This window comes from Pseudomonas sp., from assembly GCF_036404235.1.
In the GTDB taxonomy this organism is placed as follows: Bacteria; Pseudomonadota; Gammaproteobacteria; order Pseudomonadales; family Pseudomonadaceae; genus Aquipseudomonas.
Genome location: NZ_DASWOT010000049.1, coordinates 1 through 20,628, shown reverse-complemented (window position 1 = coordinate 20,628; position 20,628 = coordinate 1). Strand labels below are relative to the sequence as shown.

The window sequence follows — 20,628 nt, the reverse complement described above, 5'->3', positions numbered from 1 at the left end:
ACCGTGTAGTGATGCTCGCTGGAAAAGCGTGTGCCGGGGAAGGCAATGAAGTCGGCTTCAGAGCCCGGAACCGCACGCTCTGCAATCTCCAGCAGGTGTGTTGCTGATGCGCGCTCCAGCAGCGGCGGGGCGTCTTTGTAGGGGGCAATCAGCGCTGCCATGCTGTCGTTGCGCCAGGCTGTAATGAGCAAGTCGGCGCAGGCGCTGATCACGCCGGTCACGCCGACCACCAGCGCCCAGGTCAGGGTCACGACGCCTATCAGGTTGTGCAGGTCAAGCCAACGTACGCGCCGGGATTTGTTTGGCCGCACGGTTGCAAAATCGAGCCGGCGCATGAAAGGCGCGTACAGCACCACGCCGGAAACGATTGCCAGGACAAACAGCAAACCCATGAACGCCAGCAGCAACTTGCCAGGTAGTCCTGCGTACATGTCCACATGCAGGCGCAGTATGACCATCATCAACCCGCCATTGGCCGATGGTGTCTCGAACGCTTGGCCGGTGCGCGCGTCAAGCATGAACGTGTGCGAGTCATTGGGATCGCCACCCGCCGTCGCGCCCATGATCGCAAACACTGCATTGGGATCATCCTCGTCGCTGCCAAAGTACTGCATCACGTCGTCAGGACGATGCGCTTGAGCGGCGGCAATCAATTGCTGCAGATCCAGGCGCGGTGTGTCGGCTGGCATTTCCTTGAGCGCGGGCGTGCCGCCGAGCAAATGATCGATCTCGTGACTGAAAATCAACGGCAAGCCAGTCAGCGCCAGCAACAGCAAAAAGAGGGTGCAGATCAGGCTGGTCCAGGTGTGGATCAATGACCAGCGACGGATGGTTTGGCTTTTCATGGCGTTGCGTTATCCGGTTAGGCCAAAAGCAAAAGGGCCACTGTGCGACAGCGGCCCTTTGTTCAGCTTCGCGATTCTAGGCGATTACCATTTGTAATTCACGCTGGCGAGCACGTTGCGGCGGTCGCCGTAGTAGCAATAGAAGCCGTCGCAGGTGGAGATGTAGTCCTTGTCGAACACGTTGTTGGCATTGACTGAAACGCTGACACCTTTGAGCGAATTGTTGATACGGCCCAGGTCGTAATGCACGGCAGCGTCATACACGGTGTAGGCCGGGGTATGACCGTCATCCTTATCGCGCACGTAGTCCATGCTGCCAATCGCGATGTTGTCAGTTTCCCCAATGTAGCGGGCGCCGAAGCCCAGGCCAAAGCCGTCCAAAACACCTTTATGCCACGTGTAGTCAGCCCAGATCGACGCTTGGTTCTCAGGCGTCAGTGGCAGTGGACGGTTCTTGTCCGCCGGATCGGTGACTTTGGTCATCTTGCTGTTGGCGTTAGTGTAGGACGCAGTCACTTTCAGGTTGTCGGTGACGTTACCGACGGCTTCCAGTTCGAAGCCCCGTACCTTCGCTTCACCCAGCGGACGCGATATGCCGAGGGTATCGCTGAGCACGATGTCACGGCGCGTCAGCTCATAAGCTGCCGCAGTGAACAGGATCTCGGTGCCTGGAGGCTGGTATTTGATCCCCGCTTCGTACTGCTTGCCGGTACCCGGTTTGTACGCAACGCCATTAGCGCCGCCTTGTTCTGCCTGGAATGACTCGGCGTAGGACACGTAAGGCGTGAAGCCTGAATCGAACACATAGCTCAGCGCCGCGTTGCCGGTGAAGGCGCTGTCGGTGCGGTCATCGCTCTGGTTGCTGTTGTAGAACTCGGATTCGGTTTTCAGCAAGTCCTGACGTCCACCCAGCGTCAGGCGCCAGTTATCCAGTGCCAGTTGGTCCTGGACATAGACGCCGAAGTCCTGAGTCTTCTGGTTGTAGTTCTGGTACGCAGTGAATGCGACGTTGCTGAAATCCTGGCCGTAGATCGGATTGATGATGTTGCTGTCCGGCGCACTGCCATACAGCCATTTGTAATTGTGGTTAATGCGTTGATAGTCCAGGCCCAGCAGCAACGTGTGCTTGAGCGCGCCGGTATTGAAGTCAGCCTGGAAGTTGTTGTCGACGGCGAATTGGCTGATGTCTTCGTTGACTACGTTGGCGCCACGGTTAAGGGTCCCGTCGTCGGCCACTGAGCCGTAGAAGCCGCCCGCAGTAATGCCCTGGAACGACAAATCGCTCTTGGTATAGCGCAGGTTCTGACGGAACTGCCAGACATCATTCAGACGGTGTTCGAGCGCATAACCCAGCGCGTAGTAAGTCTTGTCGTAGAACTCCCACTCTGGATCGCCGAGGTTTTTGTGATAGCGCACTTCGCCAGCGGGCGACGACAGTTTGGTGCCTTGCAGCGGCAGGAACTGGCTGGTGATGCCGGTATCGTCGCGGTTGAACTGGCTGAGAAAGGTCAGCTTGGTGTCCGGGTCGATGTTCCAGGTCAGGCTTGGCGCCAGGTTGTAGCGCTTGTCGTCGATGTGCTCGACCGAGGTGCCGCTGTCACGCACAACGCCACTGACGCGGTATTCGAAAACACCTGCATCGTCGATCGGGCCTGTGCTGTCGAAGCTGATCTGTTTGCGGTTGTAGCTGCCGACCTGTGCCTGGATTTCGTGGCTGGCGACTGAGTCTGGACGACGGCTAACCATGTCCAGCATGCCGCCGGGCGGGGTCTGGCCATAAACCGAGGATGCAGGGCCGCGCAGCAGGGCGACGCGTTCCAGGTCCCAGGTTTCCATCTTCGGCATGACATACGCGCCTTTGGGCAGCGGCAAACCATCGAGGAACTGGGTCGGTTCGAAACCACGGACTTTCAGCCACTCGGCGCGGCTGTCGCTGCCGTAGCTGCTAGCGGTAACGCCAGGCATGTAGCGCAAGGCATCGTCAAGGTTCTGCACGGCGCGGTCTTGCATCTGCTGGCGAGTGGCGACCGAGATGGAGCGCGGTACTTGCGCAAGCGCGGTGTCAGTCTTGGTGCCAACGGCAGTACGTGTCGCAGCGTAACCTTCAACCGGGCCCCAGGCCGTTTCATAACCGTCCTGACGCCCCTGAATGCTGGTCTCCGGCAGCGCCATCACGCCTTGCGGTGCCGCCATCAGGCTGTAAGCCCCCGCCGAGCTTTGCGACAGTTGCAAGCCCGTGCCACGCAGCGCTTGTATCATCGCGCCGGGCGCATCGAACTGGCCCTGAACCGGTGCCGACGTGCGACCGGCCGCCAACGACGGATCGATGGACAGTGCGAGGCCCGACTGGCTGGCGATTTGATTCAGTGTGGTCGACAGGGGAGCGGCCGGCAGGTCGTAAGCGCGAACGCTTGATGCCTGTTCGGCGGCCATCAATTGGGTGCTCGCCACCGGAGCGGCGAAGGCAATGGCCACGGCTAACAGGCTGGGGCGCAAGAGAGTGTTAAGCGTGCGGGACATGGGCGGCTCCTGAATGGAAACGGTTCTCAATGCCTGTGTGCCGTACGAAATTCAGAAAGTGACAGGGGCTGAAACGAAATAATCTGTATTTACAATTTTTCCGGCTTCTCAACGGCCGGTTTTGCCGTTGGTTTGCTGTTGTCAGCCACTACCGTGACCCACCATTGAGTGCGCTGTTCTATGAGCACCGGCAGTGTCGGTATCAGCGCTTTGAGTGCCAGATCGGTGTTGTTCAGCGGGAAACTGCCGGTGATGCGCAGGTCCGCGATGTCTGACGCAACGCCCAGATAACCCTGACGATAACGACCGAGTTCGGCCACAACGTCGCGCAGGGGCGCGTTGTCCACCACGAGCATGCCGCGGGTCCACGCATCGGCGCCGGGGGTCAGCGCCAGCATCGGGCCGAGGCCGTCGCTGCGGATCAGCATTTGCTGGCCTTCGTGCAGGATGTGTTCGCTGGTTTCAGTCTGCGTGTGCGCGGCGACTGCTGATTGCAACACGCTCAGCAACGTGCCTTCGTCCTCACGCTTGACCAGAAACCGGGTGCCCAGCGCGCGCATCTGGCCGTCGCGGGTTTCGACGATGAAAGGCCGGGGATCGTCGTGACTGCCCGTTTCCACCAGAATTTCGCCTTCCTGCAGAATCACCCGACGCTGTTTGTCGTCGAATCGCACGTCCAGCGCGCTGTGGGTATTGAGGCTGATCAGGGTGTTGTCGGTCAGGCGCAACGTGCGCTGTTCGCCGGTCGCGGTGCGTTGATCGGCCAGCCAGTAATCAATCGGCAGGTAACGATCCCCAAGGAACAGCGTCAGCCCGCAAACCAGCACAATACTGGCAACGCCACGGCCCAGCTTGCGTACTTGTCGACTGACACCTTCTCGTGAACGCAATAGCGCAGAGCGCGCTGGGCCGGATTTGCCAGCGAAGCGCTGGTCGAGCATGCCCAGTTGCATCCAGGCGCGGGCGTGTTCCTCGTTGGCGGCGTACCACTTGGCGAATTCTTCATGCTCGGCTTCGCTACCTTGACCACAGTCCAGGCACAGCTGCCAGGCGATGGCCGCATCGAGCACTTTTGAGGAAACAGGTCGAGCGCGGGCCCCGCTCATGTCGGCTCGCCATACAACGCGATGTAACACTGGCGCACGCCCTGGGCCAGATATTGCCGCACGCGAGATACTGAAACGCCCAGTTTCTCGGCTATTTCAGCATGGCCCATGCCGTCTAGACGGTTATACAAAAACGCAGCTCGGGCTTTGCTCGACAGTTTGCCCAGCAGGCGATCAATGGCTTTTAGGTCTTCAATAATGAGCTGTTGTGCTTCAGGCGACGGTTGTTCGGCCTCGGGCAACAGCATGAGCTCGGTAAGATACGCCTGTTCCAGCGCAGCACGGCGGAAGTAATCGAAGAGCAGGCCTTTGGCCACAGAGACCAGAAAAGCACGGGGCTCGCGGGGTGCATTGAGTTCGTCGCGCCCGAGCAAGCGCACGAAAGTGTCCTGGCTCAGGTCCTCGGCGCGCTGTGGGCAGGCCACGTTGCGTTTGAGCCACGCCAGCAGCCAACCGCGATGATCGCGGTAAAGCGCACCGACCAGCTGGCTCTGAGGGCTTGGGACTGACGACACAGGACGCATCCAGAGTAAATAGAGTAACTAACGAGAATTATTCGCGATTGTGTCAGAGCCAATGAATGCTGGCAATTGGTGCTTGTCGGATAGGGGATATGGTTTGTAAGAAGAGATGGCGCCGATGCTGTTGATTCTGGCCTGTAGTAGGCGCGTGGCTTGTCCTGCGATCTGGCGCTTAGCGGCGCTAGAACCAGCGAATTCGGTATGTCTGGGACGCCCAAGGCGCCTGGTTTTACGACTGCTGCGCAGCCGATCGCGGGACAAGCCACGCGCCTACGCCTTCGGCAGAAGCAGCAACAGAAACAGATTTTCAGAGGCGCTGCACCTCTCAAAACGAATGCGATTTTTGCCTTCTGCGCCACTGACTCAAACACTGCTCCAACTGCGCCGGGCTGTCGATGCCTTGGCGGCGGGCGTGGCTGAAGAGGATCAGCGCCAGCTCGGCGGTGACCAACGCATCGGCGCTGGCGTTGTGGCGTTCTTCGGCCTGCAGGCCAAAAAAGCGTGTCCAGTCGTCCAGCCCCGCGTGCCGAAAGCTCGCCTGCGGGCACAGCATTGGCGCCACTTGCGCAGCATCGAAAAAATGATGCTGCAAGCGATAGCCCAGGCTTTCCTTGAGTGCTCGACTGATCATGTGCTGATCGAACGATGCGTGGAATGCGAGCAATGGGCTGTCGCCGACGAACTCCATGAAATCGAGCAGTGCTTCCACCGGGTCGGCGCCGGCCGCAATCGCGCTGGGCCCCAGGCCATGAATCAGCACGCTCGGGTTTAGCTTGTGATCGATACGCAGCAAGGTGCGTTCAAACTGGTTTCCCAGATCGATTGCGCCATCCTCGATGACCACCGCGCCAATCGACAGCACCTCGTCGCGGTTCATGTTCAGGCCACTGGTTTCCAGGTCCAGCACGACCCAACGCTGATCACGCAGCGGCTGCTCGCCAAGGGGCTTACTGCGCGCCAGTTGACTCAAACGCGCCAATTGCAGCGGCGTCAGATCAGGTGCCTGAGTACGTTTAGGTGGCTTGAGCCATTCGAACAGATTCATCGGTTTTGACGTTTCACAGTTGGTAGCGCACGGTCAGGCTGGTTTGTAGGCGCTGCGCCTGGCGGAACGATTCACGCAGAATCCGGCGGTCCAGATGATTCAATACGTGCGGATCGATGCGGTTGGAATAGGGCAGATTTTGCCGGCTTTGCTGCTGATGCTGCTGCATGCGGGCTTGTTGTATGAAGTGGTAGGCCTCTTCATAGGCCGCGCCGTCCAATGGATCGATCACTTCTTTGGCAACCAGTTGGCGCAAGCGCTCCAGCGTGTTGTTGGCACCGATACCGTTGGCCAGCGCGAGCAAGCGTGCGCCATCGACAAAGGGGGTCAAGCCTTGAACCTTGAGGTCCAGTGTGTCTTTTTCGCTGCCTTTGCGCGCCACTAAAAAATCCTTGAAGCGCCCCACGGGAGGACGCTGGCGCAGCGCGTTGTCGGCCATCATCCGCTGGAACAGTGTGTTATCCGCGACTTGATCCAGAATATTGCTGCGCAATTGCTCGACGCCGCTGTCATCGCCCCAGACCACGCGCAGATCGAAATAAATACTTGAGGACAACAAGTTCTCAGGCGTTGCTTCACGGATGAACGAGGCAAAACGCCGTGCCCATTCAAGTCGCGACAAACACAGTTCTGGGTTGCTCGCCATGATCCCACCCTTGCACAGCGTAAAGCCACACTGCGCCAGGCCCTGATTGATACGCTCGGCGATTGGCAGCAAGCGACCACGAATCTGCGCGGCGTCGGCCGCGTCGCTGGCTTCGAACAAAATGCCGTTGTCCTGATCGGTATACAGCGTCTGTTCGCGTCGTCCTTCGCTGCCAAAGCACAGCCAGGTGAAAGGAATACCCGGATCGCCCTTTTCCTGCAGCGTCAGCTCAATGACCCGGCAGACCATGTGATCGTTGAGCAGGGTGATGATCTGGGTGATCTGCGTCGACGACGCGCCATGGGCCAGCATGCGGTCCACCAGTTGCACGATGTCGCTGCGCATGTTGCTCAAGACATCAATGCGCGGCGCGTTGCGGATGGTGCGCGCCAGATGCACCAGATCCATCCGTTGCAGGGAAAACAGATCCCGTTCGGAGACCACGCCGCACAGGCGCTGATCCTTGACCAGACAGACATGCGCAATGTGCCGCTCGGTCATGGCGATGGCCGCATCGAACGCGCTGGCGTCGGGGCTTAGGTAAAACGGTGTATGGGTCATGCTCAGCTCGATGGGCTGGCTGAAGTCGGCGTTGACATCCGCCACCACCTGGCGCAAATCACGCAGGGTAAAGATCCCCAGCGGCGCTTTTGCGATATCGACGATCACAATGCTGCCGACCTGTTGTTCATCCATCAGCTTGACCGCTTCACGCAGCGGCATGTCAGACCCGCAGGTAACCGGGTGGCGCATCGCTAGCTCACCCAGACGCGTATTCAGCGAATACTGGGTGCCGAGGGTTTCTACCGCTTTTTGCTTTACTTCCCTGTTCACCTGATCCAGAAGACTGCTGACGCCGCGCAGAGCGAAGTCGCGGAACGGGCTGGACAGTGCGAACAGCTTGATGAACGCCTGTTTATTGAGCTGCAGGCAGAAGGTGTCTTCGGCGGCCAGGTGCTCGGTGCGGGTCGCGCGCTCGCCCAACAATGCGGCCAGCGGGAAGCATTCGCCGGTGGTGATTTCGAAGGTGGTTTCAGTGCCGCCGCTGGCTGAATCAGGGCGTTCGCCAACGACACGGCCTTGTTTGACGATGTAAAAGTGTTCTACTGGCCCATCGCTAGTCTTGATGATGCTCTCGCCAGTAGCGTAGAAACGCAATTGGCACTGTTCAACCAGGTAAGCCAGGTGGGCGTTTTCCATTTGGTTGAAAGGCGGGAATTTCTGCAGGAATTGCATGGTGCCGTGAACGTTCTGTAGCACGGCTGTTTTTCCTGCCTGGGTGAAAGCGTCCGCTTTGCTCATGACTGACACCGTTTTTTTTATGAGCTCCATGGTCGGCCGCTTATCCAGCAGTGCCCATTGGACGTAAGTCTTAGGTGATAAAAGCTTTCGTTTCACGGTGTAAAGCCGCTAACTGGTGCAATCAGGGAATAGGATGCAGGGCAGGAGGCCGACGAGGTGTGCAGCAGATTCATTGGTATCTGCTGTCGAAATTCAGTCGACGAGAAAATGAGACGGGTATGTTCGATCACGACATTTTGAGTGATGAAGAGCGCGAAGCCCTCAATGAGGTGATGCTGGCGCCGCCGTCACAATCGCCACAGCGAGTGCTGATCGTCGACGACGACAAGGACGCTAGGGAATTACTGGCCGAAATCCTCAGTCTCAACGACATCAGTTGCATCACTGCCGCAGGTGGCAACAGTGCCATGCACTTGCTCAAGACCCGACCATCCATAGGATTGTTGATCACCGATCTGCGCATGGCCCCGTGTAATGGGCTGGATTTGATTCGGCAAATACGCGACTCGGATCGAGCCGCGCTGCCGATCATCATCGTCTCGGGCGACGCTCATGTGCGCGATGCGATTGATGCGATGCACCTGAGCGTGGTCGATTTTCTGCTCAAGCCGATCAACACCAAACAGCTATTGAAGTTGGTGAAGCGCGAGCTGGGGGTGGTTTGAAGGCCCCCTTTAGATAGAACCCGCTCGCGAAGGCTTCAGTTCAGACGCCGCGACATTTCAACCCAGCATCTCCCGCAATACTTGCGCAAACGCCCGGCTGCTGTCTTCTTCATCGGCATGGCGGCCGTCGCTTATGACCCATAGGCCATTGACCATCACATCACGAATCTGCCGATCCCCTCCGGCAAACAGCCAGCGATTGAGAATCGCATCGCCTGATGCGGTGGCCAGATACGGGTCGTTACCGTCCAGCACCAACAAGTCGGCGCGCTTGCCAACTTCCAGCGCTCCAATTGGCTGCCCCATCGCCTGAGCACCGCCCAGCAGTGCTGCGTCATATAGCGTGCGGCCCACCATCGGCTGGTCTGAACGATACAGCCGGTTACGTCGCTGATCGCGCAGACGCTGACCATATTCCAGCCACCGCAATTCTTCGACTACGCTCAACGACACATGGCTGTCCGAGCCAATCCCCCAGCGCCCGCCCTGAACGATGTAATCCACGGCCGGAAAGATGCCGTCACCCAGGTTCGCCTCAGTGGTCAGACACAAACCCGCCACGGCTTTACTGTTGGCCATCAATGCGACCTCGTCCGCTTGCGCATGGGTGGCATGCACCAGGCACCAGCGCTGATCGACGTCGACGTTTTCGTACAGCCATTGCAGCGGGCGCCGACCGCTCCAGCTTAGGCAGTCATCGACTTCCTTCTGCTGCTCGGCGATGTGGATATGTACCGGACATTGTTGGTCACTGGCCGCCAGCACGTCGCTGATCTGCTGCGCAGTGACCGCGCGCAGAGAGTGGAAACACAGCCCCAATGCTTGAGTCGGCTGGGTGTGGATGATCGGGCGCAGGCTTGCCTGTAAGTCCAGATAACCCTGCGTGCTGTTGATAAATCGGCGCTGCCCTTCATTGGGCGCCTGGCCGCCAAAACCTGAATGGCTGTAAAGCACTGGCAGCAGGGTCAAGCCGATACCGACCGAACTCGCTGCCGCGCTGACGCGTAGCGCAAGCTCGGCAGCATTGGCGTAGGGCTTGCCATCGGTGTCGTGATGTACGTAATGGAATTCGGCGACCGATGTGAAGCCACCTTTGAGCATCTCGATGTACAACTGACGGGCGATAACGCCCAGTTGCTCCGGACTGATCTGCCCGGCCAGCCGATACATCAGGTCGCGCCAGGTCCAGAAGCTGTCGTTGGGATTGCCCGCCACTTCGGCCAGCCCGGCCATCGCCCGCTGAAACGCGTGGGAATGCAGGTTCGGCATGCCTGGCACCACCGGACCGTTGATCAGCTCGGCGCCTTCGCGCTCGGCATCGGCCTGAACCTTGATTAAAAAGCCATCAGCACCGACCTCAAAACGCACATTATTCGCCCAGCCCGTTGGCAGCAGTGCGCGTTCAGCAAAGAAAACGGACATCGTTTCGCACCCTCGCGTGAAATTGTCTATACATATACAGACGTTTGCCTGCTCGGTAAACTGCGGCGGGCTTGTCGTTAGGCCCGTTAATGGTTAGCGTGAACGCCATTGATCACTCATTACACCAAACAAGGATTTTTCTGTGCCGACTCCGCCTGCCATCTCTCCGCTGGCCGCCCAGATGGGTGACAGTCCGGCGCCGCTGTACGCCCGGGTCAAGCACATGATCACCCAGCAGATCGCAAACGGCACTTGGCCGCCGCATCATCGCGTGCCGTCCGAAAGCGAACTGGTCACCCAGCTTGGTTTCAGCCGCATGACCATCAACCGCGCCCTGCGCGAGATGACCGCTGAAGGCTTGCTGGTGCGGATGCAGGGTGTGGGCACCTTCGTCGCAGAGCCAAAAACCCAATCTGCACTGTTCGAAGTGCATAACATTGCCGACGAAATCGCCTCACGCGGTCACCTCCATACGTGCAAGGTCATCATTCTGTGCGAAGAGGCAGCGGGCTCCGAGCGTGCGCTGGCGCTGGACATGCGTGAAGGCCAGCGGGTGTTTCACTCATTGATCGTGCATTTCGAGAACGACATTCCGGTGCAAATCGAAGACCGCTTCGTCAATGCCGCCGTCGCTCCGGACTACCTGCATCAGGATTTCACCCAGCAAACACCCTATGCCTACCTGTCGCAAGTGGCGCCCCTGACTGAGGGTGAACATGTGGTCGAGGCGATTCTGGCTGAGCCCGATGAATGTAAATTGCTGCAAATTGAAAAGGGCGAACCGTGCCTGTTGATCCGCCGTCGCACCTGGTCGGGCCGTCAGCCAGTCACCGCAGCCCGCTTGATCCATCCAGGCTCGCGCCATCGCCTTGAAGGACGCTTTAGTAAATGACTCGACTGACGCTTCATAAGGCCGCCGATTATCCGCGCATGCCCTGGAAAAACGGCGGCGGCAGCACCGAGGAAATCACTCGCGACGCAGGCGAAGGTCTGGACGGCTTCGGCTGGCGCCTGTCGATTGCCGACATCGAGCAATCCGGTGGTTTCTCCATGTTTGCTGGCTACCAACGCATCATCACCGTGCTCCAAGGCGCGGGCATGACGCTGGATATCGATGGTGCGACCAGCGAGGCATTGTTGCCGTCGGACCCGTTTGCGTTCAGTGGTGACAGCCAAGTGTCATGTACACTGCTGGACGGTCCGATTCGTGATTTCAATCTGATCTATGCACCGACGCGCTATCGCGCTCGCCTGCAATGGCTCGACGTTTTATTGCCACAACGCTTTTTCAGCTCAGCCAATGTATTTTTGTTGTTCAGCGCCGCCGAACAAGTCGCGGCCAATGTCGCAGAGCATCGCGCGCAATTATTGGAAAAGCACGACTGTCTGCAACTGGATAACCAACATGGTGCGCTGCTGGAAGTCGTGCTGTATGCGCCGCGAGCCAGTCGTTGCTGTGTGATTGAACTGACGGCGATCTGAACGTGCCGCCACTCCCTGTAGATACTCTGTTTCCGGTCAAGCTTTCAGCCGGTGTTTTCTAATGAAAAAACTGGCCGTACCAAATACTTCACCACTGCCGACAGCGCATGTCTTCAATGTGGCGGTTGATCAGTTGTAGGAGCGAACTTGTTCGCGAAGCGGTGTCTCAGGCGCACCGCGTTGGTCGCCTCGCCAACAAGTTGGCTCCTACGGATCGTGGGACAGACAGAGTTTGATCAGCAAGTCAGTACATCCAACATTGATGTTGCCTGACACACCATAATCGCGGGCAAGCGTGCTCCCATAGATAACTTTACAGGGATGTCTTCACCCCAATGACAACGATCAACAAGAAAGAAACCCCAAGAGCCATCGCCATCCTGACCAGCTTCCTTGTGTCGGAGTCCGCAGGGGGGCTGGTGTTGATGGGGGCTGCACTGGCTGCGATCATCGTCGCCAACTCGCCTTTGGCCGCCGGATATTTCGCGGCGCTGCACAGCGTTTGGGGGGGGCTGTCGATTGAGCTGTGGATCAACGACGGCCTGATGGCGATCTTCTTTCTGATGGTCGGCCTGGAAATCAAGCGTGAGGTCCTCGCTGGCGGATTAGCCAGTTGGGGTCAACGTGCGTTGCCCGGTTTTGCGGCAGCAGGCGGTATGTTGGTGCCAGCGCTGATTTATATCGCGATCAATTGGGGCAACCAGCAAACCCTTGCTGGCTGGGCCATCCCCGCCGCCACCGACATCGCCTTTGCGCTTGGCGTGCTGTCGTTGCTCGGCAAGCGGGTGCCAACCTCGCTGAAAGTCTTCCTCGCTGCATTGGCGATTCTCGATGACCTCGGTGCCGTCACCATCATCGCGTTGTTTTACAGTGCCGGACTGAACATGCCGATGCTGTTGGCGTCATTCGCCACTCTCGCGGTGTTGATCGTGATGAACCGCATAGGCGTGCGCCGTTTGTTGCCGTATCTGCTGCTGGGCCTGTTGCTGTGGTTCTTTGTGCTGCAATCTGGCGTACACGCAACGCTGGCGGGCGTGGCCTTGGCGCTGTGCATTCCACTGGGTAAACCCGAAGAAGAGGCGCGTTCGCCGCTGCTGTTTCTTGAGGAGAAGATGCATTACTGGGTGGCGTTCGCGGTGGTGCCAATCTTTGGTTTCGCCAACGCCGGGGTTTCTTTATCGGGCATTACGCTGGCTAATCTGGTGGACCCCGTGCCGCTGGGCGTGGCGCTTGGGTTGTTTGTTGGCAAGCAGATTGGCGTGTTCCTCGCGGCCGTATTGGCCATCCGCTCAGGCGTGGCGGTGTTGCCCGAAGGCAGCAATTGGACGCAGCTATACGGCGTGGCATTGCTGTGCGGGATCGGTTTCACCATGAGCCTGTTCATTGGCAACCTCGCCTTCCCCGGCATGCAGCACTTGATCGATGAGGTGAAGGTGGGCGTGCTGATAGGCTCGATTTTGGCGGCAATTGCGGGGGGTATCTTGCTGCGCAGTCGGCTTGCCCAGCACTGAGTCCGTCCAGGTTCTAGATATTTTATTACCGGCCAAGCTTTCAACAGGTGTTTGAACTGCGCAAATGCCTTATGGGGGAGGGCCAGAACGCATTGTAGGAGTGAACTTGTTCGCGAGGCGGTGTTTCAGGCGCACCGCGTTGGTCGCCTCGCCAACAAGTTGGCTCCTACAGGATGTGCAGCGATCAAGGGTTTGATCTGCGCCCTGCGGCCAAGACCACAATTGCCCGCCGCTGCCCTTCCATCGGACCGGGATCAGCCGTAGCGTTTCTTCGCTTCAATCGCCAATCCGCTGCCAATGCTGCCGAAGATGTTCCCTTCAACATGCCGGGCGTTGGGCAACATGGCGGCGACACCATTGCGCAAGGCCGGAATGCCGCTGGAGCCGCCGGTGAAGAACACGGTGTCGACGTCCGTGAATGCCGCGCCTGCGTCTTTCAACAGCGCCGTCACGCTATTGCGCACCCGCTCAAGCAGCGCGTCGATGGCCGACTCGAAGAGCACGCGGGTCAGGTCGACATTCAAGCCTGCCTCGATCCGATCCATCGCCACCGCTCGGCTCTCGGTGTGGGTCAGCTCGATCTTGGTTTCTTCGACTTCCATCGCCAGCCAGTGCCCGGCGCGCTGATCAATCAGCTTGAACAGGCGATCGATGCCTTGGGTGTCTTCAATGTCGTAGCGCATGCTGCCCAATGCCAACTGGGACTTTTGTGAATACACCGAGTTGATGGTGTGCCAGGTGGCCAGGTTGATGTGCGTGCTGGTGGGCATGTAGGCGCCGCTTTTCATTCGGCTGCCGTAGCCAAACAACGGCATCACGCCTTGCAGGCTCAGTTGTTTGTCGAAGTCGGTGCCGCCGATATGCACACCGCCAGTGGCGAGAATATCCTCATGGCGGTCGTCGTAGAAGCGTCGATCCGGTGACAGCCGCACCAACGAGAAGTCCGACGTACCGCCGCCGATGTCGACGATCAGCACCAGTTCTTCACGCTCAAGGGTCGATTCATAGTCAAACGCCGCGGCGATGGGTTCGTACTGGAACGACACTTCCTTGAAGCCGATTTTGCGCGCGACTTCAGCCATGGTGTCTTCGGCTTCCTGGTCGGCCATGATGTCGTCATCGACAAAATGCACCGGGCGGCCCAGCACCACTTCATCAAACGCACGGCCTGCGGTGGTTTCAGCGCGTTTTTTCAGTTCCCCGATGAACAGCGCAAGCAAATCCTTGAATGGCATCGCCGTGCCCAGCACGCTGGTGTCGTGCTTGATCAGCTTGGAGCCCAGCAGGCTCTTGAGCGAGCGCATCAATCGGCCTTCATAGCCTTCCAGGTATTCGTGCAGCGCCAAGCGTCCGTACACCGGGCGGCGCTCCTCCATGTTGAAGAACACCACTGAAGGCAATGTAATCTTGCCGTCCTCCAGCGCGATCATCGTATCCATTCCAGGTCGCAGCCAGCCGACAGTGGAGTTGGACGTGCCGAAATCGATACCGCAGGCGCGTGCTGGAGTTTGCTTGCTCATGTTCTTTACGTTCCAGTCAAAAAACGGCCGCGCAGTGTATGCGAGTGTGCGACGGATGCGTAGCGCGAAACGTCGGTTTATACACCGTTATGCGTCTATTTGGATGGTTCGGCTTGAACTGGCGGGATGTGCCCCCACTTTTCGTGATAATTGCTACTGTTCGTGACGAGCTTTGAGCGATGCTCAAGCTTGCGAGGTCGTGAGCCGACAAACTTGCAACATCCAGCGAGCCTAGCGTGGTCAATTGACGACGCTGTTCGCAGCTAGGCTGGATAATCCGGAATGGGTGATCGTTAGATGGACTTTAAAGACTATTACAAGACGCTTGGCGTAGAGCCGACGGCCGATGAGAAGGCAATCAAGACCGCCTACCGTAAATTGGCACGTAAATACCATCCTGACGTCAGCAAAGAGAAAGACGCCGAGGAAAAATTCAAGGAAGCCAACGAGGCTTATGAAGTGCTTGGCAGCGCCGAAAAACGCGCCGCGTACGATGACATTCGTAAGTATGGCCAGCAAGGTCGTCCATTCGAAGGGCCGCCGGGCTGGCAGAGCCGTGCCGGTGCGGGTGCCGGGAATGGCGGTTTTGAGTCTGGTGATTTTTCCGATTTTTTCAGCTCGATCTTCGGTGGCCGAGCGCAGCAGGGTGGTCGAGCGCACAGCAGCGGCCGTCGAGGACAAGATGTGGAGATGGAACTGCCGATTTTTCTTGAGGAAACCCTGTCGACCGAGTCCAAGCAGGTGAGCTTCAAGGTGCCGCAGCACAGCAGCAATGGTCAGCGGATGGCCGATATCACCAAAAACCTGAATGTAAAAATCCCGGCCGGTGTCACCAACGGTGAGCGCATTCGCCTCAAAGGCCAAGGCGCACCCGGCGTTGCAGGTGGCGATAACGGCGACTTATACCTGATCATTCGTCTGGCCCCGCATCCTAAGTTCGACGTCGAAGGCCATGATCTGATCATCACTGTGCCGTTGGCCCCTTGGGAAGCTGCATTGGGCGCCAAGATTGCCGTGCCGACGCTGACTGGCAAAATCAACCTGACCATTCGTCCTGACAGCCAGACTGGGCAGCGATTAAGGGTTAAAGGTAATGGATTGTCGAACAAACAGGGGCAGCGCGGCGATTTGTATGCTCAACTCAAGGTCGTCATGCCCAAGTCAACTGACGATGCCACTAAGGCCCTTTGGGAAAAGCTGGCTGAGACCGCTGCTTTCGACCCCAGGGCCCAATGGAGTAACTGATTATGAGCACCCTGGTTGTAGAGCTGGATATGAAGGAATTCTGTCAGGTGGTCGACATCCCGCCTGACTATGTGATCGAAATCGTCGAGCACGGCATTCTTGAACCGCAGGGGCAAAACCCCGAAGAGTGGCTGTTCGACATATATTCGCTGTCGGTCGCCAAGCGCGCGGCCAAATTGCATCACGATCTGGCGATGGAATGGGATGGCGTCGCGCTGGCGCTTGACCTGCTGGACGAGCTTGAGCGGGTGCGGGCTGAAAACCGCATGCTCAAGCAGCGGTTGGGAAGGTTTTTGCTGGACTGAGTGGCAGGATCCGGGCGAAACCGTCAGGCCTTCTTCGGTAACACCACTGTAAACGTGGTGCCATCTCCAAAGTTGGAGGTCACGGTTATGCTGCCGCCGTGGGCGTTGACCACTTCCTTGACGATGAACAGCCCCAAGCCGAGGCTGGTCGATGGGTTAGGATTGCCCTCCTGCTCGTTTGCGCTTCTCACCAATGGATCGAAAATGCTGCCGATGGCCTCCTGCGCAATCGGTTCGCCATTGTTGTGGACCAACAAGGTCACGTAACCTTCGTCGCCCGTCAACGTCACTGTTATCTGATGGCTCGACGCCCCATGTTGCAGGGCGTTGCCGATCAGATTTCTGAGCAACTGATCGATACGGTTTCTGTCCCATTCACCGTGTGTGTCACCAGTGTGGTTGAACACAGGGTTGCAGTTGGGATGGCCGGCAGTGGCCTCATCAATGGCGTCGCGGCAGGCGCTTGCCATCTCCATCGGCTGTCGCACCACCGGTAGCGATATGCCCAGACGGCTGCGCACGAACTCCAGTAAATCAACCACCATCGTCGCCATCTGACGGCTGCTGCTTTTGATTCGTTCGACATACGTGAGCGACGCCGCATCCAGGCGCGCTTTGCGTATCAACACCTCTGACGACATGCTCACCGCTTGTAACGGTGCGCGCAGGTCGTGCCCAAGGATTGCCAAAAAGATATCCCGCGAGCGGTTAACCCGCTCGGCGTAGGCCGCAGTCGATTCGGCAAGGGCTTCATCGATGGCTTCGTTGAAGCGAATCATGTCCTGGAAGGACGCCATGTCGGGTGCTTGCAGGCTTTCAACCCAGAAACGGATCACCGTCGCCCGCAAGTGGCGAAACTCTGCCGTCATCTGCACCAGATCAAAGCCCACGGTGTGTCGCAGCTCGCCATGACTGGCCGCAGCCTGATCCAGTGTGGGTGTTTTGTTCAGTTCCTCGCCTTGCGCCTTGGCAATTTGCTCCGCTTTGGTCTGCGCGGTGTTCATGTCCCGAGCTGCCGCCAGCAGGATTGATTTGGCGTGATCGCGCAGTTCAACAGAGTCCATGCTACTGGCCGCTGGCGTCAGGGTGGCGGCGAACTTTTCCCACTCATCGACGATTCGATCGACATGTTGAGCGATAAAGTCGGAAAGACGCATGAGCAATTACCTTGCTGGGGGGCAGCCGTGAAGTAGGCTCGACATATTAGCGTTTTTAAGCGCTCCGATGAATAAACCTGACGCCTGCATATTTAGTTAGGTCATGTGTTGCAGGCGCGACTGGGAAGATTATGTATTTCCAGGAGAAACACGCAATGCAGATGCCATCCCCCTTGGCTGCTTCATCAACTGCGCAATCCCTTTTTCAGAACGTTGTCGATGCGTCCTATCAGGCCGTTGAGCAACTGGCGCAGTTGCCTATGCCATCGGCAGTGATTTATGAGTCATTACAAAGAGCGTTATGCCAATCAGTAGTGGATTCGCAGCTCAATTTGCGGACGGCGCTTATCAGTGCTGGCACCGAAGAGGCGTCAGTGCAAAATGTGCTGGACCTGGTGGTTGAGCGTATCGCGGGCACTCGCTCCCCTACCAGGGGGCGCATGCTATATGCGTCGTCGGCGGCGATGCAGGCAGATATGCCTTATGCCGGTATTAGCGTGTTGCAGATCATCATGGCGGCCGATCACGCTGGCGAGCAACTGATGCGCCAGTATCCTCTTAGGCTCGATCAATGTTGGTGTTCGTCGGATGAGTACTCCGACATCGTTCTGTCCATACGCCTGGCGTTGAGTCTGGGGCCGTTGCTGTTGGCGCAAGCGCGTCTGCTATACCACGACGGTCTGTTACGCGCCGAGGATCTGGCGATGGTCGAACGCGTTGTTCGACACCCTTCTGGATTTCGTCGCAAGGATGCCAGCTTCTCTGTGTGCTCAATCACGCTGGATTCCTCCGATCCCGGGTCGCGTCTGATCGAGTTTGTCGGGGCGTTCATCATTGCCGAACGGGCGCCGCGCAGCCGATTTGCCATCGATGATGATGCAGGGCGGATTCTGCTGTTTACGCTTAACGATGGCTTGCAGGCATTTGCTTCGCTGGAGGCATTGGGCGTGTATTTACGAGCGGCATTGCTGACGGACAGTCTTGAGCACTGGGTTGAGCTCAAAGAACAGGCGAGCGCGTTACACGCATTGGAAGATGATGAATCAGCCTGGCGGTTTGAAAGCATCAACGGCAGTGTATTTAACGCCTGTGTCGATGGGCTGGCTACAAAGCAATATCGCGACGTTGCACATGCCATGCAGGGCGAGAAAAACGCTGACTGGTTGCAAAATGTCGAACAGGCAAGTCGTCTGGCCGGTAGTTTTGAGTGTCAGGCGTTCCTTGCTCGGCGCACTGCTGACTTAATCAAATCAATGCAGCCTGCGTGGCTGCGTGCCTTGCCCGCCGCTCAGCAGCATGAACTGTCTGCCTTGGGTAGTGAGTTCATTACCAGGCAGCACCAGCACCGGACTGTGATGGCTGACCTTCTGGAGTTGTTTACGTTTGCCAGGCAGCGACTCGACGCCGAGTTATCCGCCAGAACGGGACGGGCGGTGGACTCCACTCAGGTGTTTGTCTCCGAACCCGGTGTGGCTGGAAGGGACGAGGGTGCCACCCCGATGATCGTTGCTGGAGCACGCCGGATTAAGAGCGTCCCCTTTTTACCGGCAGGAGTGCCATGGCTCATCTACAGCGCGGCAACGTCTGGGCGAGACAAGATTCCCATCCTGGACAAAAGCCTGACCAATATCAGCCTGTTGGATGTCGACTACTGGCTCACTGCATTGATAGTGGATGGCAGTGGCAAGGTGATCCCCGACATTTCTCCTGCCATGGTGAAAGCGGTCATCCGTGAGCTCGATGTCGGTAACGCTTACAAGGCGTTATTGAGTGCGACACTCAACGACAGCAAAAAGGAGGAGCGCCGGCAGACCTACAACGCAATGTTTTTGGCGCGAATCAACGCTCAACTGCTCAGGGCTCGATTGTCTGGAGAGTTGACCGACGAGCAGCTCAAGGTTCTTGAGGGCGCGCTAGGGAAAACCGAGCAGTTAACGCGATTGCCAATGAGCACAACCTCGGCAGTCTCGGTCCGCCATCTGTGTTTGCCGGTCAGGTTCAGTACGGTTCGTGTCCCCGGTCTGTACTAGATCGGTGGATTGGATTTCAAGTCGTCGGTGTTAATCGTCTATGACGCGTTCGCCGAGCAGGGGCAATGCTTCTACCCGTGGCGCAGCGGCGCTGATTACATGAAGCAATTGACCCCGGACTCTCCCTTGGGCAGGCGGGTGCTGCAGCAAGCGAGTTTGAGCGCTTGGCACGCGACGTCCCTGCCGCTGCTGGAAGGCGCGGGCGTGGCGTTGCCTGACAAACTCATCAACAGCTCGCTGATCACTCATGGTTGGCTCAATACTGTTTATGACGACTGGATCGACAGTACGTACGAGTGGGTCGATAAAGGAACAGTCACTACCTCAGAAAGTGATCGTGCTGCTTTCCTGGTCGTCGGGCGAGTGGTGGCGGCGCTGGTGGCCGGACTCATCCATCCGGTGTTGGAGCTGGTGGTCGATGGCCTGCTGTCCATCGAGTCGGCCATTTATGCATTGGATGCCTACAACTCCCAGCGGTATGAGGAGGCCATCGAGCATATTGTCGGGATTACGATGCAACTGCCATTTTCCGCACAGTCTCTAACGCGCTGGGCGCAGGTACGGCACGCCGGTGGGCTATGGTTGCCGAATCAGGCTGGCGCGCTTTTGCGCACTGGCGCCGCCAAGCTGGAGTTTGTATCTGTCGCTTCAGCCGGGGGGTCGTCGGTCAGCACTATTGGTAGTCAATACGCGGTGTCGATGTCGCTGGGTAAGTTACGCCCTGATGCCCACGGCATCTATCGCATGGGCAACACGCTGTATGTCAAAAACCGTGAGACTTACCGGCGCTCGACGATCTACCAGGTCGAACGAACCGACGATCCCAGTCTTTTTCGCGTAGTCAATACCCGCAATGCGGCAGGATACAAACCGCCGATCAGCCGGGATCAATTCGGAAACTGGCGGGTTGATCGCAAGTACGGCCTGCGTGGCGGCAGCGACGACGGTGTAATGGATCTGGATTTGGATGAGGTGGGTCGCAGAGAAATAGAACAGCTACTGCGCATTGACGATGTCAATCTTTCGCCTTCGGGTGTGCAGGCTGTGAACGATTTTCGCCTGGAAATCGTACCAGGGGGGGACATACTGAGCCCGGTCGGAGCAGCGGGGATCAAAGCGGGGGGACTCTCATCGGTTCGTTATCTGTCGATGTCGGAACTTGAATTCGGCGGCTCGATGGTTAGCTACGGTAACTTCAGCGCCGCCCAGCTCGACACAATCAACAGAATGCTGGTTTTGAGCCTTGATCTGATGACACATCAAACCGCCTATGCTACGGCCAATAGGCAGTTAATTGAGCAGGCAC

General features: G+C 58.0%; 17 protein-coding genes. 8 read left to right on the top strand and 9 right to left on the bottom strand.

Annotation, left to right across the window (positions count from 1 at the left end; genetic code table 11):
• The 6 genes from VGC62_RS06385 to VGC62_RS06360 form a co-directional block, all read right to left on the bottom strand.
• The coding region (locus tag VGC62_RS06385) for a PepSY-associated TM helix domain-containing protein (RefSeq protein ID WP_331186224.1) at window positions 1-845 on the bottom strand (845 nt) is incomplete at its 3' end.
• 84 nt (window positions 846-929) lie between these two features.
• On the bottom strand, window positions 930-3,365 hold the full coding sequence (locus VGC62_RS06380; RefSeq protein WP_331186223.1) for a TonB-dependent siderophore receptor: 2,436 nt from the start codon (window positions 3,363-3,365) through the stop codon (window positions 930-932).
• Window positions 3,366-3,454: 89 nt separating this feature from the next.
• Window positions 3,455-4,471, bottom strand: coding sequence for a FecR family protein (locus VGC62_RS06375; protein ID WP_331186222.1), 1,017 nt, complete (start codon window positions 4,469-4,471; stop codon window positions 3,455-3,457).
• Window positions 4,468-4,995 carry an RNA polymerase sigma factor gene (locus VGC62_RS06370; RefSeq protein ID WP_331186221.1) on the bottom strand — a complete coding sequence of 176 codons (528 nt, stop codon included), beginning with the start codon at window positions 4,993-4,995 and terminating at the stop codon, window positions 4,468-4,470. Before VGC62_RS06370 ends, VGC62_RS06375 begins: the two co-directional genes overlap by 4 nt.
• Before the next feature lie 322 nt (window positions 4,996-5,317).
• A complete protein-coding gene (locus VGC62_RS06365) occupies window positions 5,318-6,037 on the bottom strand; it encodes a 3'-5' exonuclease (RefSeq protein WP_331186220.1) in 720 nt (239 codons plus the stop codon).
• A gap of 13 nt (window positions 6,038-6,050) precedes the next feature.
• Window positions 6,051-7,985 (bottom strand): putative nucleotidyltransferase substrate binding domain-containing protein, encoded by a 1,935-nt coding sequence (locus VGC62_RS06360; RefSeq protein WP_331186219.1) that lies wholly within the window; start codon window positions 7,983-7,985, stop codon window positions 6,051-6,053.
• A gap of 218 nt (window positions 7,986-8,203) precedes the next feature.
• Between VGC62_RS06360 and VGC62_RS06355 the strand changes: the two genes are divergently transcribed.
• Window positions 8,204-8,650 (top strand): response regulator, encoded by a 447-nt coding sequence (locus tag VGC62_RS06355; RefSeq protein WP_331186218.1) that lies wholly within the window; start codon window positions 8,204-8,206, stop codon window positions 8,648-8,650.
• Between the two features lie 57 nt (window positions 8,651-8,707).
• On the opposite strand, the gene VGC62_RS06350 is transcribed toward VGC62_RS06355, so the two are convergent.
• Window positions 8,708-10,072: a formimidoylglutamate deiminase gene (locus tag VGC62_RS06350; protein ID WP_331186217.1), complete on the bottom strand. Its 1,365-nt coding sequence runs from the start codon at window positions 10,070-10,072 to the stop codon at window positions 8,708-8,710.
• A 181-nt stretch (window positions 10,073-10,253) separates the two neighbouring features.
• On the opposite strand from VGC62_RS06350, the gene hutC reads away from it, so the two are divergent.
• The 3 genes from hutC to nhaA all read left to right on the top strand — a co-directional run bounded on the left by hutC (window position 10,254) and on the right by nhaA (window position 13,065).
• Window positions 10,254-10,964, top strand: coding sequence for a histidine utilization repressor (hutC, locus tag VGC62_RS06345; RefSeq protein ID WP_331186225.1), 711 nt, complete (start codon window positions 10,254-10,256; stop codon window positions 10,962-10,964).
• Window positions 10,961-11,554, top strand: a complete 594-nt coding sequence (locus VGC62_RS06340) for a HutD family protein (RefSeq protein ID WP_331186216.1) — start codon at window positions 10,961-10,963, stop codon at window positions 11,552-11,554. The genes hutC and VGC62_RS06340 overlap by 4 nt, the downstream gene beginning before the upstream one ends.
• Window positions 11,555-11,889: 335 nt before the next feature.
• Window positions 11,890-13,065 carry a Na+/H+ antiporter NhaA gene (gene nhaA, locus VGC62_RS06335; RefSeq protein ID WP_331186215.1) on the top strand — a complete coding sequence of 392 codons (1,176 nt, stop codon included), beginning with the start codon at window positions 11,890-11,892 and terminating at the stop codon, window positions 13,063-13,065.
• 254 nt (window positions 13,066-13,319) lie between these two features.
• Here the strand turns inward: nhaA and VGC62_RS06330 are convergent, their stop codons facing one another.
• Window positions 13,320-14,585 carry an Hsp70 family protein gene (locus tag VGC62_RS06330; RefSeq protein ID WP_331186214.1) on the bottom strand — a complete coding sequence of 422 codons (1,266 nt, stop codon included), beginning with the start codon at window positions 14,583-14,585 and terminating at the stop codon, window positions 13,320-13,322.
• 297 nt (window positions 14,586-14,882) lie between these two features.
• On the opposite strand from VGC62_RS06330, the gene cbpA reads away from it, so the two are divergent.
• The gene (gene cbpA, locus VGC62_RS06325; protein WP_331186213.1) at window positions 14,883-15,830 is read left to right on the top strand and encodes a curved DNA-binding protein; all 948 of its coding nucleotides are present in this window, start codon (window positions 14,883-14,885) and stop codon (window positions 15,828-15,830) included.
• A 2-nt stretch (window positions 15,831-15,832) separates the two neighbouring features.
• Window positions 15,833-16,135 carry a chaperone modulator CbpM gene (locus tag VGC62_RS06320; protein WP_331186212.1) on the top strand — a complete coding sequence of 101 codons (303 nt, stop codon included), beginning with the start codon at window positions 15,833-15,835 and terminating at the stop codon, window positions 16,133-16,135.
• Between the two features lie 23 nt (window positions 16,136-16,158).
• Here VGC62_RS06320 and VGC62_RS06315 read toward each other — a convergent pair whose 3' ends face one another.
• Window positions 16,159-17,292, bottom strand: coding sequence for a HAMP domain-containing sensor histidine kinase (locus VGC62_RS06315; RefSeq protein ID WP_331186211.1), 1,134 nt, complete (start codon window positions 17,290-17,292; stop codon window positions 16,159-16,161).
• Between the two features lie 155 nt (window positions 17,293-17,447).
• On the opposite strand from VGC62_RS06315, the gene VGC62_RS06310 reads away from it, so the two are divergent.
• Together VGC62_RS06310 and VGC62_RS06305 are read left to right on the top strand one after the other, a co-directional pair.
• Window positions 17,448-19,322, top strand: coding sequence for a dermonecrotic toxin domain-containing protein (locus VGC62_RS06310; RefSeq protein ID WP_331186210.1), 1,875 nt, complete (start codon window positions 17,448-17,450; stop codon window positions 19,320-19,322).
• 9 nt (window positions 19,323-19,331) lie between these two features.
• On the top strand, window positions 19,332-20,628 hold a 1,297-nt coding region (locus VGC62_RS06305), incomplete at its 3' end, for a hypothetical protein (protein WP_414705752.1).